We start from the raw sequence: 13,771 nt of genomic DNA on the forward strand, positions 1-13,771 counted from the left end.
GGCGCGCCGTTCGACTAGTTCGCCCCTGCTGCGGAGAGATTCGAGTTGCCTCGCCCGAAGACATTGTCCAGGCTGTACGCGCCGGCGCCGAAATACGTCATCTGCAGCAGGCCGCCCGCCATCATCACGTTCTTCAGGAAGTGAATCATCTGGTTCTGGTCCGCGAAGTTGCGGTGGAAGAACACGGCGGTAGCCAGACAGAACAGCGCCAGCGCGAAGGAGGTGAAGCGCACGCGGTAGCCCGTGATCAGCAGCAGACCGCCACCCAGCTCGACCAACACCGAGAGGATGTACGCGAGCGGCGGGACCGGCAGACCCATGGCATGGATATAGCCGACCGTCGCGGCATAGGCGCCCAGCTTGCCTAGCCCGCTCATGACAAAGGGGGCGCCGAACATGATGCGGCCCAGCAGGGGAAGAAATTTGTATTGATCCACGACGAACTCCTGAAATGAAATGGCTTTGGTGGCGATGAAAATGAAATCTGACCGGGGTCCACCATCACCAGATCAGAGTCTTCAAAGACACAGACTTCGCTTGCAACTCCATTCACGAGTCGCCGGCCAATCCTCGTTGTGCGCCGGGTGCCTGTTTGTGTTTGGCAGCCCTTTGATCAGCGATGGCGTGAACCGTGGAGGCATACTATATTTGCAACGAGAGTGCGCCTATCTCCTGAATCGCAAAGCATCATTGCCGCTGATAGAACGTTAAAACCCCACACTCCCTGCCCATGAACCAGATCACCGACCTCAACGATCTCCGTCTTTTCGCGGAAGTCGTCGACCATGGCAGCTTCACCTCGGCGGCGCGCGCGCTTGGTTTGCAGACATCTAAACTGAGCCGCCGCGTTCGCGCGCTGGAAGAGGAGCTGGGCGTGCGCCTGCTCAATCGCACCAGCCGCAGCCTCTCGTTGACGGAAACCGGCCGGCGTTTCCACCAGCATTGCGTCGCCCTCGTTGCCGAATCGAAAGCCGCCAAGGACATCGTCGACCAGACGCGCTCGCAGCCGCAGGGCACCATACGGATCAGCTGCGCCGTCGGACTGCTCAGCTCCGGCATCACCGCGATCATTACCCGATACCTTCGCGACAACCCCCAGGTCCAGGTGCTCGTCGATGCCACCAACCGGCGCGTGGACGTCGTCGAAGAGGGCCTAGACTTCGCGATTCGTGTCCGCGTCCCGCCGCTGGAAAACACCGATCTCGCGGTGCGCCAACTGGGCTTGTCCGTCCAGATTCTGGTGGCCAGTCCTGAACTGGCAGCGCAATATCCGTCGCCCGGCTCGATCGAATCGCTCGAGGCATGGCCCACGCTCGCCATGGCCAATAGCCGCGAGCGCTTTGCATGGAACCTCGTCGACGCCAGCGGCCACACGACCTCCTGGCCGCATCGGCCCCGCCTGGCGACCGACGACCTGGCCAGCTTGCGTGCTGCAGCGCTGCAAGGCATTGGCGTAGCGATGGTGCCGCGCGAGCTCGTGGACGCCGATCTGCGCAGCGGCCGGCTGATCCACCTGCTGCCGGAGCTGGCCTCGACACCGGGTCTCGTGCACGCGATCTTTCCGTCGCGCCGCGGCATGGTGCCGGCCGTCCGGCATCTGCTCGACGCGCTGGTCGCGGGATTCGAAGACTTGAACCGGGAGTCGTAGCGGCCGCGCGCGCCGCGCCAGTCAGCTCGCATCGTTAGCCTGCCCGTTCGGTAAGGCGAGTCCACGCTTTGGCATCGTGCTCCAGCGCTTCTCACGGTCCAGGCCCCTCATGTGCTCGCTCAACGCATCCGCAAACACGCGAATCTTCGCGGGCAAGTTGTGGCGGCTCTGATACGCCAGATTGATGGTCAGCGGCGGCAACTCCCAGTCGGTCAGCAGAGGAATCAGACGCCCGGCGACAATGTCGTCGTGCACGATGTAGAGCGGCTGAATCACGATGCCGAGTCCGGCCCGGCCCGCCGCGCAAATCACCTGCCCTTCGTTGGATTCCATCACCGCGCTGATTGCGATGTCGCGCCGCTCGCGCCCTCGCTTTAGCTGCAGCCGGTACGGGCTTGACGCATAGCTGTAAACCAGCAGCTTGTGGTCGGCCAGTGCCTCCGGCGTTTGCGGCGCGCCGTATCGTGCGACATACGCCGGCGATGCGGCCAGCACGCGGCCCGTATGCGCGAGCCGCTTCACGGTGATGCCCGAATCGCCTTCATGTTCGCGCGTGCGTATCGCGCAGTCGATGCCCGCCTCGATGAAATTCGGATATCGATTTGCCGCCGTGATCTGCACGCAAAGCTCGGGATAGCGCTCATTGAATTCCGGCAACCATGGCGAGATATGCGCCACGGCGAAAGATACCGAGCTCGTCACGCGCAACACGCCTCTCGGCTGCACCGTCATGTCGCCGACTGCCGTATCCGCATCCGCGATGTCCGCCAGGATCGACGCGCAGCGACGCTGGTATTCGCGCCCCGCGTCGGTCAACCATAGCCGGCGCGTCGTTCGCTCCATGAGGCGGGCGCCGAGCCGGTCTTCAAGCGCGTTGAGCATGCGGCTCGCGGCTGCGTTCGAGATGCCCAGCCGTTCCGCCGCCCTCGACAGACTGCCAAGGTCGGCCGTCAACGCAAAAAACTCCATTTGCGTGTAGCGATCCATACGGCCCATTTCCTGTTCAATGCCTGCTGGCGCACTCGCCCGTGTGAACGCATCACCTCGCCGGGCGCGCTACCGAAATCGCCCGGCGAGGTTCGCTTCAACGCACTGCCACCGTCAACCTTCAGCGTGACAGCACATGCCGCAACGCCGTGCCAAGCTCGCGTTCCGGATTGCTTTGCAGTGCGAAGCTGCGCCATGCGACATGATGGTCGGGCCGCACCAGTACGCAACCGCTGTCCGAGATCTCTCTCGCGCGCGCCCAGTCGCCGGTATGGTCGGCGTACTGCTGGCGCGGGCCGATGACATACACGTCGATCTTCAACCCCAGCTCCTCGCCCACTCTGGCGGCCGCCTCCACCCACGCCTCGCCGCCGAGGCCCGTGAGCAGCACGAACCGGCCGTGCCCCGCCAGGTCGAGTGTCGAGACCTTGCGTCCGCGCGAGTCGAAAACCCATGCATGGGGCACTCTCGCGCCGGGCCACGTCGTCGCCTGGTAGTACAGCTCCGAATCGCGCTCGAAAGCGGGCTCGGCGTCGCCATCCTGGAACACCGCGTTGGAGCGATAGCGCTGATTCATCTCCACACCGTGGGCGTCCAGTTCATATTGCTTGAACGCCAGCGCCTCGCGAATGGCCTCGCGCTGCTTTTCGGCCTCCTTGGTCGACTGGCTGCGGGCGTGCATGTTCGCCTGCATCACTTCGGAGTCGTTCGACTCGTCGATGCCCAGCGCGTGGTAGAGGGGAGCGAACTCCGCAATCGACTGGTTCGCGCGCGTGACGATCTGCTTGGCGATTGGCGCGCGCTCGACCGTATAGGAGTCCAGCAGATCCGGCCCCGCCTGCCCCTTGAGCACCAGCGCCAGCTTCCAGGCCAGATTGAACGCGTCCTGAATCGACGTATTGGACCCGAGCCCGCCCGACGGCGGATGCCGGTGCGTCGCGTCGCCCATGCAGAACACCCGCCCGTCCTGCATGCGGGTCGCGTACATGTTGTTCACGGTCCACGTGTTCGCGCCCAGCAGCTCGATCTCGAGATCGGGTTTGCCGACCAGCTGGCGCGCGATTTCAGTGGCCTTCGCCTGGTCGATGACGGGCGCGGGCTGGTCAATGTCGTAACCCCAGACGATCAGCCACTCGTTCCACGGACGGACCATGCGAATGAGGCCCATGCCGATTCCACCGACTTCCGCGCCGGGCTGCATGACCGGATACAGCACGGCCGGCCGGTGCGCCACGAGCTCGGACAGGTCCGCGCGGAACCAGATGTTCATCGAGCCTCGCACGCCCATCTTCCCTTCGAAAGGCAGGCCCGCGTTCTGCGCGACTTTGGAGTTGCCGCCGTCGGCGCCAATGAGGTACTTCGACTTGACGACGAACTCCTCGCCCGAGAGCCGGTCGCGGCAGTGCGTGATCACGCCTTCGTCGGTCTGGGTATGGCTCAGATACTCGGTGCTCATGCGCGCTTCGGTGCCGCGCGAGCACGCCGTCTTGAACAGGAGAGGCTCCATGAACGTCTGGGGCAGATCGTTCATCTTCGCCGGGCTCGACAGCTGACGCTCGGCTCGCGAGCGCGGATGCAAGCCCCAGCTCGGCACCCGGCCAATCTCTTCGCCGGTCAGGCTCTCGCAGAACACCGTACCGCCCATGAGATCTTCATTGGTCGCATGAAGGTAGGCCTCCTGCTCGACCTGCTGTCCGAGATCGCGAAGCACTTCCATCGTGCGCAAGTTCGTGATGTGCGCCCGAGGGGTGTTGGCCAGCCAGCGATACTGGTTGACCACCATGTTGTCGATGCCGTAAGTCGAGAGCAACGCTGCGCTTGCCGATCCGGCCGGGCCACTACCGACGATCAGGACATCTGTGGTTATTTCGTACATTCCATGCCTCCATATCACCTATTCGACAGATTCGTATGCATACCTGATTATTTGAATCGGTCCTGCATCCGTTGTCTCCTCTCAAGACCCGAAGGATCAGGCCGTCTTCTGCTCGGTCAGGTTCAACGACCGGATCATCTGCTCGCGCATGGCGAACTTTTGCACCTTGCCTGTCACCGTCATCGGCAACTCGTCGACGAAGCGAATGTATTTCGGAATCTTGTAGTGGGCGATCTGCCCCCGGCAAAAGTCCCGGATATCCTCTTCAGTCGCGCCCTCGCCCTGACGAAGGACAATCCACGCGCACAACTCCTCGCCATTCTTGCTGTCCGGCACGCCGAACACCTGGACGTTCTGGATCTTCGGATGCCTGAACAGATATTCCTCGACCTCGCGGGGATAGATGTTCTCGCCCCCGCGAATCACCATGTCCTTGAGACGCCCGACGATGTTGCAGTAGCCGTCCTCGTCGATCGTCGCGAGATCGCCCGTATGCATCCACCCATCGACGATGCTCTCGCGCGTCTTCTCTTCGTCTTCCCAATAGCCGAGCATGACGGAGTAGCCCTTCGTGCACAGCTCCCCGGTTTCGCCAACCGGGACGATGTTGCCGAAGGCATCCACGATCTTGACTTCGAGATGAGGCTGAATCTGCCCAACCGTGGTCGTGCGCTTGTCCAGCGGGTCCGTCGTCGCGCTCTGGAACGACACGGGGCTCGTCTCCGTCATGCCGTAGGCGATGGTCACCTCGCGCATGTGCATCTTCGTCACCACGTGATTCATCGTTTCCACTGGGCACGGCGAGCCCGCCATGATGCCCGTGCGCAGGCTGCTCAGATCGAAGCTGTCGAAATCCGCGTGGCCCAGTTCCGCAATGAACATCGTCGGTACGCCATGCAGTGCCGTGCAGCGCTCCTCGGCCACTGCCGCGAGCGTCGAGCGCGCGTCGAAGCCTTCTCCAGGGAAGACCATCTGCGCACCGACCGAGACACACGCGAGCACGCCGAGCACCATGCCGAAGCAGTGGTAGAGCGGGACCGGAATGCACAGCGAATCGGCCTCCGAAAGCTTCATCGCCATCGCCACATACCGTCCGTTGTTGACGATATTCCGATGCGTCAGCGTGGCCCCCTTCGGGTTGCCGGTCGTCCCGCTCGTGAACTGAACGTTGATCGGGTCGTCGGCGGACAATGTCCGCTCGATGGTTTGGAGCGGCACGTTGCCCTTCTCTTGCAGGAACGATTTCCCGCGTGCCATGACTGTGCCAAACCCCATCATGCCGGAGGCATCCGGCACGCCAACGCAGATCACCGCGCGCAGGTCCGGCAGACGCGCCGCCTGCAACTCGTCCGCCTGCTGGGACGCCAGCTCCGGCGCGACCTCGAGCAGCATCGAAACGTAGTCCGACGTCTTGAACGTCTGCGCCATGACGAGCGCCTTGCAGCCGACCTTGCGCAAGGCGTATTCGAGCTCGGCGACCCGATAGGCGGGGTTGATATTGACCAGTACGGCGCCAATGCGCGCCGTCGCGAATTGCGTGATCAGCCACTCGACGCGATTGGGAGACCACATGCCGACGCGGTCGCCCTTCTTGATGCCCAGCGACAGGAAACCGGCTGCAAGCTGATCGACCTGCTCGTCGAACTCCTGCCATGTCCAGCGTACGCCTTGCTCCCGAAAGACCACGGCTTGCCGGGCAGGAAACTTGCGTGACGTTTCCCGCAGAAACTGACCGATAGTCGATTCGCTCAGCGCAACTTCTGTCGAACCGCGCACGTACGAAACGCCGTTCTCCGGGCGGATGAGCGCGGGAAGGCCGGTTAAAGTATTCATGAAGCGATCCTCCACCGCAGCTGTGCATTTCGGACTCGAGGCCCGCCGATACGGAACTGCTCCACCGGGGCGACGTGTCCTCCCCTCGTCGGCAGCAGATGACCCGCGCCGCCCGATTCACTCAAATAATTTGACATGCTAACGATTCCGTACAATTCCCGAGTCCGAACAACACCCGACCATGTCCTCTTTGCTGACGTGTAAAGCCGCTACTTCCCGTAGAAAACCATGTCGCTGGGCTCTTCGTCACGGTCGAACGCTTTGGCCGTGTGGGCGAATCCGCGCGTGGCGTCTTCCGTGAGGTAAAGGGGCATGGTGATATCGAGCATGGCGATGTCGGCACCCGCCACGCCGCCGCCCGACCACGCCTTGAGCAGCGTGCGTGTAGCCGCGTACGACAGCGTAGGACCGTCGGCGAGACGCGCGGCCAGTTCGTTAGCGACGCGCTCAAGCGTTCCCGGCGCCGCGAGATGCGTCACGATGCCCAGACGTTCGGCCTCGCTGCCCGGAATGCCTTCGCCCAGCATGGAGAACCGCGAGGCACGGCCACGCCCGACGCGCTCGGCGAGACGCTGCAGCGCACCGGCGATGGGCAGCATCGCCGTCGTGACCTCGACGCAACGGAATACCGTGTCGGGCTCCGCCACGACGAAGTCGCAGTTCAGGGCGAGCTCGAAGCCGCCGCCAAGCGCGAGACCCTGCACCACCGCCACCGTCGGGACACGAAGCGCCTCGATCGCGCGATACGAAGTGTTGATTTCAGCCACGAAGGTCCGGAACCAGTTCAAATCCTTGCCCGGCCATTCGCGCACTTCGCCGCCGAGACTGAAGTTGGGCCCTTCGGCCCGCACGACCAGCACGCGGATATCGCTTTCGCTCGCTTCATGAACGGCATCGCGCAGGCATCGGGCGAACTCCAGATCGAGCCGGTTGTAGGGGGGATTCGCCAGGACGATGCTCCCCACCTTGCCGTCGCGCTCAAAACGAATGCTTTTCATCAGGAAACCTCATTTATTCAGCGGAATGATCGGGAGCAGCAAATGCGAGGGGCGCTCGGCATCGCGATAGATCTTGTGGGTGACCGTATTGCTGCTGCACACGTGATACGGAATGTATTCGACGTCCGTCATCGCGCCCGTCCCGGTCGGCACATCGAGGCTGCTGATCTCGACACAGATACGGTGGCCCGCCTTGAACTGGTTGGCCGTCGCCAGAATCTGGATCTCGTACTTGACGACCTCGCCCGGCGTAACCGGCTCGATCGAATCCTTCGTGAGCTTGTGGAACGGCTCACCCGGTTTGGACCGGTCAGGATCCGTTGCACGGTAAGAAGCCTTGAGCCAGCCGCGGGTCAGCTCGCGCTCCGGCAGCGTATCCGGAACACTGCGCTCGCCCACGCGCGCGGTGACGACCGAGACGTCGGGGCCCACATCCTTGAGCGTGACGATCCAGTTCGTGTCGGGCTGGTCGAGCTCCGCGTAGAGCGTCAGCGAGATCGGGCCCGCGACCATCACGTCGTGGGCAAGCGGCTCGGTCATGTAGCGCAGGCGCTCGACCTTCGAGGTCTTCTTGAGCGGCATTTGCGTGAACACGTCAGGCTCGCGCAGCGCGTTGCCGACTTCCGCGGCCGGCCGCGGCGGCGTCTCGGAGAGCTGCTCCCAGCTGCCCAGGTAGTACTTGGTCCATTGCGTCTCGGGCAAGGGCCAGTCGGTGCCCGTGCGCCACTCGTTCGCGCCCATCGCCCAGTAGCGCACCGGCGGCTCGTTCATGATGCCGGTATCGATACCCTTGAGCCAGTAGTCGTACCAGCGGATCACTTCGTCGTGGTACTGGTGGAACGGGCGCTCCAGGTGCGCGGGGCCCGTGAAAAGGAGCTTGCGTGGCTGCTTCACGTTCTGGAAGTAATGCTGCGCGCCGAGCCAGTGCAGCTTGTACGTGTAGGCATAGGCGCCCGAACCCGTATAGAACGGAATCTTGATGGACTTGAAGAATTCCTCTGCGCGCTCGACGGTCCCGTCCTGCTCCCACGGGTTGGTCATGATGTGATACATCACCCACGTTCTCTGACCCTTCTGCGTCAGGATGTTGTAGAGGTTGATGTACATCTTGTAGTCGGGGTTGCGCATGGCCTCGCGCCACAGCGCTTCCTGCTCGTCGGGGAGCGGCCCCGGCACGCCGCGCGGCTCGTGCACCGTGCTGAAGACATCGAGCAGGTACGGGAACGTATGAACGACGCCGCCGGGGTTGAAGTCGCGAAAGCCGAACATGCCGCCGTATGCGCTGCAGGCATCGTAGGGGAAGATGGCCTTGAGCGCCGGATGACCTTGTGAAGCGGCGCGCCACTGCTCGCCTGCAAAGCCCGAAATGCCCACCATGCCGACTTTGCCGTCCGACCACGGCTGCTGCGTGATCCACTCGATCATGTCGTAGTGGTCGGTGTTTTCCTCGCCATAGTGGCCTTCCGATTTCGCGGACCCTCGCGGTTGCGCGATCACGTGCACGTAGCCGTTTGCGACGAAGCGGCGGCTGTCGCCTGCCTCCACGGGCCCGAACCAGAGCGGCGCGTGCGCGGGCTGCGGCGGCAGCACGTCGGCAATGTCCGGACCCTGCAGGTCCTTGTTGTGCAGCGCCGAAGCGTAAAGCACCGGGTACGGGCCGGCGCCGTCCGGCCGATAGACGTCTACGGCGAGGCGGGTTCCATCCCGCATCGTCACGATGACATCGCGTTCCTCAATCATGTCTCCTCCACGGATGTTGGTACGTCCTGCTCAGGCAGGCAGCCATGTGCGCATTTGCATGCGAAACCTGCCTGGGTACGTTGCACTTCACGCTGGCTCCTCACCAGCGCAATCCGGGGGACCCGGACTGTTGATTCACTATACTTCACGACTGTAAAGTCTGCAACACGAAAAACCCTGGTGACCACGCCGCAAGCACGGCCTCAAAGGGCGAGCATCAACGCCCCAGCAAACGCGCGGCGTTTTCTCCGTAGACCTTGTTCATGTCGATGCCGGGAATCTCGATGTGATCGAGTGCAGTGCCAAATTGCCGGATCGCTGCGGTCGGTGCGAACGGGAAGTCGGTGCCGAACAAGATGTGATCGGGCGTCGTAATTTGCGCGAGCGCGCTCAATGGCGCCTTTCCGCCCGAAAGCGCGGTGTCGAAATACAGCGACTTGAACGCTTCGTGCGGGTCGCCCACACGCTCGATCGCCCCCGGCATCATGGAAATGGAGAGCGCGATACGCGGCACGAGGAACGGCAAGGTGCCCCCCGCATGCGAGAGAATGAAGCGGACATTGCTGAACTTTCGCAGCGCACCCGAAATGATCAGGCTGGTGGCGGTGCGCGTGGTCTCGAACGGATACTCGAGCACCGAAGCCGGCGCGACGCGCGGTATGTCGTGAGGTGGCTGGTTCGGGTGAACGAACACCACGGCGCCGCGCCGGTTCAGCTCCTCGAACAGCGGCGTGAAATGCGGGTCCCCCAGATACATGCCATCGTAGTTCGTGAAGAGAATGAAGCCGTCGACCTTGAGCACATCGAGGCTGTAGCTAACCTCCTTCAACGCCGCGTCGATATCCGGTAGCGGCAAGCTCGCAAACGAGCCAAAGCGCGTCGGATGCTTCGCCCTCAGATCGGCCGCAAAATCATTGCATTTCCTGAGCAACGCGGGCGCTTCCGGAATCGTCGGCCCCGAGGAGATGGACAGAATGCCCAGATCAATGCCGTTTTCATCCATCATCGCGAGCGCGGCCTCTTCGGACCACGTTGGCGCGACGCCGTTTGGCATTGCGGCGTTCAGGATGTCGAGGCCAACGGCATCGATATAGAGCTTCGGAAGGAAATGCTGGTGCGTGTCAATTTTTTGCTGCGGCATGACTCTGTTCTCCTGACTAAAATTTGTGACGCAAACCCACACGAAGAATGCCCTGCGACCGCCCACTCGATGGGGCGGTGTCGTAGGTGATCTGTGCCTGCGTCGCCGAACCGCCCGCCTTCATCCACTCGGCAGCGGCATAAATGTCGGTTCGTTTGGAAAGGTAGTAATCCGTGAAGAGACCGAGTGCCCGATAGATTGGGGATTCACTGTTCGAATCGATCTTGCCGTGGGTGTACACAAACACGATACCCGCGAGCAAATCGGGCTTGAACTGGTAGCCAAGATTCGCCTCGTAGTTGTCGAAGCGAACATCGCCGCCCTGGAAAGCTTTCTTGAACCGTGTCGTGGTGTACTCGAGGCCGATTGTGGCGTTGCCGAATTTATATTGCCCACCGGTGCCCGCAATCGTCTGACTTTGTGCATTGGGCACATAGGCGGCAAATGACACCGCGTTCGGTGCAACGCTGTTGAAGACCGCGGTATAGGGGTTCTTGATATAGGTGTATGCGGCGGCGACATACAGCGGCCCGCGAGCGTAGCTCAGGCCGAATGACTTCACGCTATCGGTGGAAAACTGCCCCGCCTGGCCACCAAAGCTATAGAGTCCCGCGACGGAAAGTCCCGCGAAAACAGGACTGACGTACTTGACGGCATTGTTAATACGATTGCTCCCGGCCGTGTTGTCGATGTCGCCGGCGTGGGCGAAGTAGACCGACCAGTTCAGCCCCGCATTGATCTTTGAAAGCAGATCGCCCATTTCCTCGTACTGACGCCCAAGCGTCAGCGACCCATACCGGCTTGTGAGCCCCACGTACGCCTGCCGGCCGAAGAGCGCGCCGTTGTTGCCGATGTTGCCGGTGGACGGGTCAAAGCCGTCTTCCAGAACAAAGACCGCTTTCATGCCGCCGCCCAGATCCTCTGCACCTCTAAGCCCCCAACGCGAGATCGACGCCCCGCCGCTCTGAAGTTGCCAGTTCGAATGGCCCCTCTGGTTGCTGGTATAGGTGATGCCTTCGTCGATAATTCCGTACAACGTCACACTGCTCTGTGCATACGCCGATACCGATGCGGCACATAGCGAAGCGACCACACACGACAAGCCCTTCATCTCCAGTCTCCTGTTTGTTCGCTTTCGTCCGAACATTGTCGACAGCAAACGCGATATCTTTTTAATTTTACCGATCGTACAGCTTTAGATTAGCCAAATATTTTCCATTCGTACAGCATTGTTCGACTGGGACTATCCCTATGGGGCGCCACACGTGCGCAAACCGAGCCGGGGCCAGAGATCGCTTATGGAGTGAGAGCGAGGGAGCGCGGCAGCGCTGGAGGGGGCGTGTTTCGGCCGAGTGACGCGACCGGGCGGGATTGGGCGTGCGCGGCGTCGGCCGCGCCAGTGGCTCAAGGGTGGTGAAGGCGCAGCCCGGCGAGGCTGATCGGCTTCGCCGGGTGCATGGACGTCATGCGGCAGGGGCGCTTGCCGGTCGATCCGATCGGCCAACGAATGCTGCAACGCGGCGAGAGAACTCGCTCGTCGAGGCGCAGCGCAGAAATGCCTGCTTCTCGTTCTCGAGGTGCTGCTCGAGGCCATCGCCCGCTGCCAGGCCAACGAGCTGCTTCATCTCGCGAACGGCAGCAGGCGGCAAATCCGCCACCTTTCGCGCCATCTCGAGCGTGTCTTGCTCGAGCGCGTGCGGCTCGGCAAGACCTTGCACGAGTCGCAACGCGGCCGCTTCGCTCGCGCCCAGCGCGCCGCGCGCCAGCATCAGCTCGAGGGCCTGGGCCGGCCCCAGCCGGCGCGTCAGGTGCCAGGAGAGCCCGCCATCGCTGGAGGTGCCAAGCGCCCCATAGCCCACCACGAAGCGGGCAGAAGTGGACGCCACGGCAAAGTCGCACGCCATGGCCAGCGAAAAGCCCGCACCCGCAGCGGCCCCCTGAACGCTCGCAATCACGGGAATGGGCAAGCGCGCGATCGCCAGAATGGCGGCGTGAAGCTCGCTGATCAATGTTTCGAGAAACGTGTCGGATCGCTGCAACCCGGCCAGAATCTGGCCGAGATTGCCTCCGGCCGAGAAGATACGGCCCGTTGCGCGGATCACCGCGACGCGATGCTTCGCGCTCGCCCGGATCGTTTCGAGCGCATTGAGCAGGCTTTCGCAGAACGCCAGGTCGATCGCATTGGCCTCGGCCTCGTTGCTCAACGTGATGACGGCAATATCGTCGACTTCGGTCAGGGTAATGGGGCTTTGCATGGGCTGGGCATCTCGATGAGGAAGAACGGCGGTTCAATCAGGTTGACTAAACGTTATTGGCACGCGAACCCGCTTGCAGGGCGCTTACCGCCTCACGGGTGGACGGCTCAGGACTATCCCCAGTTAACCGTCTCGCGGTATTACTATATTTTACTTTCGTGAAATTTAAAAGGACTGTCGCGCCGATGCTCGAGACGCTCACCGCAGGCGCCCCCTTTCCTTTGTATTATACTTTTGTACAGTTTTCTGCTGACCCGCCCGATTGGCGGGCGCCAGCCACCCAAACGCCGTCGGGATGAGCGCCCGGTGCGGTCATTCACTATCGGGAATTCAAATGGTACAACGCGCAGTCGCCAGCAAGAGCACCGGCAGGAAGGGCCGGCCGACCGATCTCAAACGCGCGGAGCAGCAGCGCGCGCAGGAAACGCGCTCGGCCATTCTGAACGCGGCGCTTGCGGAATTCGCCGCCAAGGGCTACGAGGGTGCGAGCATCCGCAGCATTTCCGAGCGGATCGGGTTGCAGCATCCGCTCATCACCTACCATTACCGGTCGAAAGATATTCTGTGGCAGGCCGTGGCGGAGCATGTGTTCGAGCGCATCCGCGCGCAGTGGGAGGTCTATCTGGACGAGACGCCCCCGGACTGCGCCGCGGAGCGGGTCCGGCTCGTGTATCGCGCCCTCTTCCGCTTCACGGTTGACTATCCCGAGTTTCATCGCTTCATGCTGCAGGAATTTCTCGGGTACAGTGCGCGACTGCAGTGGGTTGCAGACTCTGTGCTCAAGCCGTTGATCAACTGGTTGCTGCCGCAGATTCAGGAGGCTCAGGATGAAGGTACCTTGCCTAAAATGGAGCCGATCCTGTTCCATTATCTGGTGATCAGCCTGACTTCGACGCTTTCCGGTTTCGGCCCCGAGATGCAGGCGACGGCCAATGTTTCTCCGTCCGATCCTGCTGTCGTCGAAAGTTACTGGAAAGCCGTTGAGGATCTCGTTTTCAATAAGAAGGCCCTGCCGATGGAACTCGCGAAAGCGCAGGCGCGGCCTGTTGGTGTTGAGATGCCGCTACGGCCGGCGCCTCGGGTGAAGTCTAGTGCGTAATGCTTGCCATAATCTGTCGAGTGGCGTGCTGTGAACCGGTTGTCCATTTCGATGTGCGGGAGTCATGGGTCATAGTCACGTACAAGGCGATGCAAGTGGACACTTTCAGATTGCTTTGGTGGGTGGCTTGGAGTGTTGGCATTTCCTTGTTTTCATGTAGGTATATTGGTGTTGCCCCTGTGCGGGGCGGCACC

General features: G+C 62.1%; 11 protein-coding genes. 2 read left to right on the forward strand and 9 right to left on the reverse strand.

Annotated elements, in window-relative coordinates; all coding sequences use genetic code 11:
- Positions 1–14: 14 nt before the first annotated feature.
- Positions 15–437: a DoxX family protein gene (locus EYW47_RS29660; protein ID WP_133198399.1), complete on the reverse strand. Its 423-nt coding sequence runs from the start codon at positions 435–437 to the stop codon at positions 15–17.
- A gap of 293 nt (positions 438–730) precedes the next feature.
- Here EYW47_RS29660 and EYW47_RS29665 point away from each other — a divergent pair, with 293 nt between their 5' ends.
- Positions 731–1,648, forward strand: a complete 918-nt coding sequence (locus tag EYW47_RS29665; protein WP_133198400.1) for a LysR substrate-binding domain-containing protein — start codon at positions 731–733, stop codon at positions 1,646–1,648.
- A gap of 21 nt (positions 1,649–1,669) precedes the next feature.
- Here the strand turns inward: EYW47_RS29665 and EYW47_RS29670 are convergent, their stop codons facing one another.
- The 8 genes from EYW47_RS29670 to EYW47_RS29705 all read right to left on the reverse strand — a co-directional run bounded on the left by EYW47_RS29670 (position 1,670) and on the right by EYW47_RS29705 (position 12,478).
- Positions 1,670–2,635, reverse strand: coding sequence for a LysR family transcriptional regulator (locus EYW47_RS29670; protein WP_133198401.1), 966 nt, complete (start codon positions 2,633–2,635; stop codon positions 1,670–1,672).
- Between the two features lie 121 nt (positions 2,636–2,756).
- On the reverse strand, positions 2,757–4,511 hold the full coding sequence (locus tag EYW47_RS29675; protein WP_133198402.1) for an FAD-dependent oxidoreductase: 1,755 nt from the start codon (positions 4,509–4,511) through the stop codon (positions 2,757–2,759).
- 96 nt (positions 4,512–4,607) lie between these two features.
- Positions 4,608–6,344 carry an AMP-binding protein gene (locus EYW47_RS29680; RefSeq protein WP_133198403.1) on the reverse strand — a complete coding sequence of 579 codons (1,737 nt, stop codon included), beginning with the start codon at positions 6,342–6,344 and terminating at the stop codon, positions 4,608–4,610.
- Between the two features lie 209 nt (positions 6,345–6,553).
- Complete coding sequence (locus EYW47_RS29685; RefSeq protein ID WP_133198404.1) at positions 6,554–7,342, reverse strand: enoyl-CoA hydratase/isomerase family protein; 789 nt, start codon at positions 7,340–7,342, stop codon at positions 6,554–6,556.
- 9 nt (positions 7,343–7,351) lie between these two features.
- On the reverse strand, positions 7,352–9,082 hold the full coding sequence (locus tag EYW47_RS29690) for a CocE/NonD family hydrolase (protein ID WP_133198405.1): 1,731 nt from the start codon (positions 9,080–9,082) through the stop codon (positions 7,352–7,354).
- A 217-nt stretch (positions 9,083–9,299) separates the two neighbouring features.
- Complete coding sequence (locus EYW47_RS29695; RefSeq protein ID WP_133198406.1) at positions 9,300–10,223, reverse strand: amidohydrolase family protein; 924 nt, start codon at positions 10,221–10,223, stop codon at positions 9,300–9,302.
- Between the two features lie 16 nt (positions 10,224–10,239).
- Positions 10,240–11,334 (reverse strand): porin, encoded by a 1,095-nt coding sequence (locus tag EYW47_RS29700; RefSeq protein ID WP_165976712.1) that lies wholly within the window; start codon positions 11,332–11,334, stop codon positions 10,240–10,242.
- A 352-nt stretch (positions 11,335–11,686) separates the two neighbouring features.
- Positions 11,687–12,478 carry an enoyl-CoA hydratase/isomerase family protein gene (locus tag EYW47_RS29705; protein ID WP_133198408.1) on the reverse strand — a complete coding sequence of 264 codons (792 nt, stop codon included), beginning with the start codon at positions 12,476–12,478 and terminating at the stop codon, positions 11,687–11,689.
- A 334-nt stretch (positions 12,479–12,812) separates the two neighbouring features.
- On the opposite strand from EYW47_RS29705, the gene EYW47_RS29710 reads away from it, so the two are divergent.
- Complete coding sequence (locus tag EYW47_RS29710; protein WP_165976713.1) at positions 12,813–13,577, forward strand: TetR/AcrR family transcriptional regulator; 765 nt, start codon at positions 12,813–12,815, stop codon at positions 13,575–13,577.
- The last annotated feature ends 194 nt before the right edge of the window (positions 13,578–13,771 follow it).

Origin of the sequence: Paraburkholderia silviterrae (genome assembly GCF_004353915.1) — a bacterium.
GTDB classification, from domain to species: Bacteria; Pseudomonadota; Gammaproteobacteria; order Burkholderiales; family Burkholderiaceae; genus Paraburkholderia; species Paraburkholderia silviterrae.

Coding starts and splice junctions, on each gene's coding strand:
- EYW47_RS29665 (WP_133198400.1), top strand. CDS start 731: ATGAACCAGATCACCGACCTCAACGATCTCCGTCTTTTCGCGGAAGTC.
- EYW47_RS29670 (WP_133198401.1), bottom strand. CDS start 2,635: ATGGATCGCTACACGCAAATGGAGTTTTTTGCGTTGACGGCCGACCTT.
- EYW47_RS29675 (WP_133198402.1), bottom strand. CDS start 4,511: ATGTACGAAATAACCACAGATGTCCTGATCGTCGGTAGTGGCCCGGCC.
- EYW47_RS29680 (WP_133198403.1), bottom strand. CDS start 6,344: ATGAATACTTTAACCGGCCTTCCCGCGCTCATCCGCCCGGAGAACGGC.
- EYW47_RS29685 (WP_133198404.1), bottom strand. CDS start 7,342: ATGAAAAGCATTCGTTTTGAGCGCGACGGCAAGGTGGGGAGCATCGTC.
- EYW47_RS29690 (WP_133198405.1), bottom strand. CDS start 9,082: ATGATTGAGGAACGCGATGTCATCGTGACGATGCGGGATGGAACCCGC.
- EYW47_RS29695 (WP_133198406.1), bottom strand. CDS start 10,223: ATGCCGCAGCAAAAAATTGACACGCACCAGCATTTCCTTCCGAAGCTC.
- EYW47_RS29700 (WP_165976712.1), bottom strand. CDS start 11,334: ATGAAGGGCTTGTCGTGTGTGGTCGCTTCGCTATGTGCCGCATCGGTA.
- EYW47_RS29705 (WP_133198408.1), bottom strand. CDS start 12,478: ATGCAAAGCCCCATTACCCTGACCGAAGTCGACGATATTGCCGTCATC.
- EYW47_RS29710 (WP_165976713.1), top strand. CDS start 12,813: ATGGTACAACGCGCAGTCGCCAGCAAGAGCACCGGCAGGAAGGGCCGG.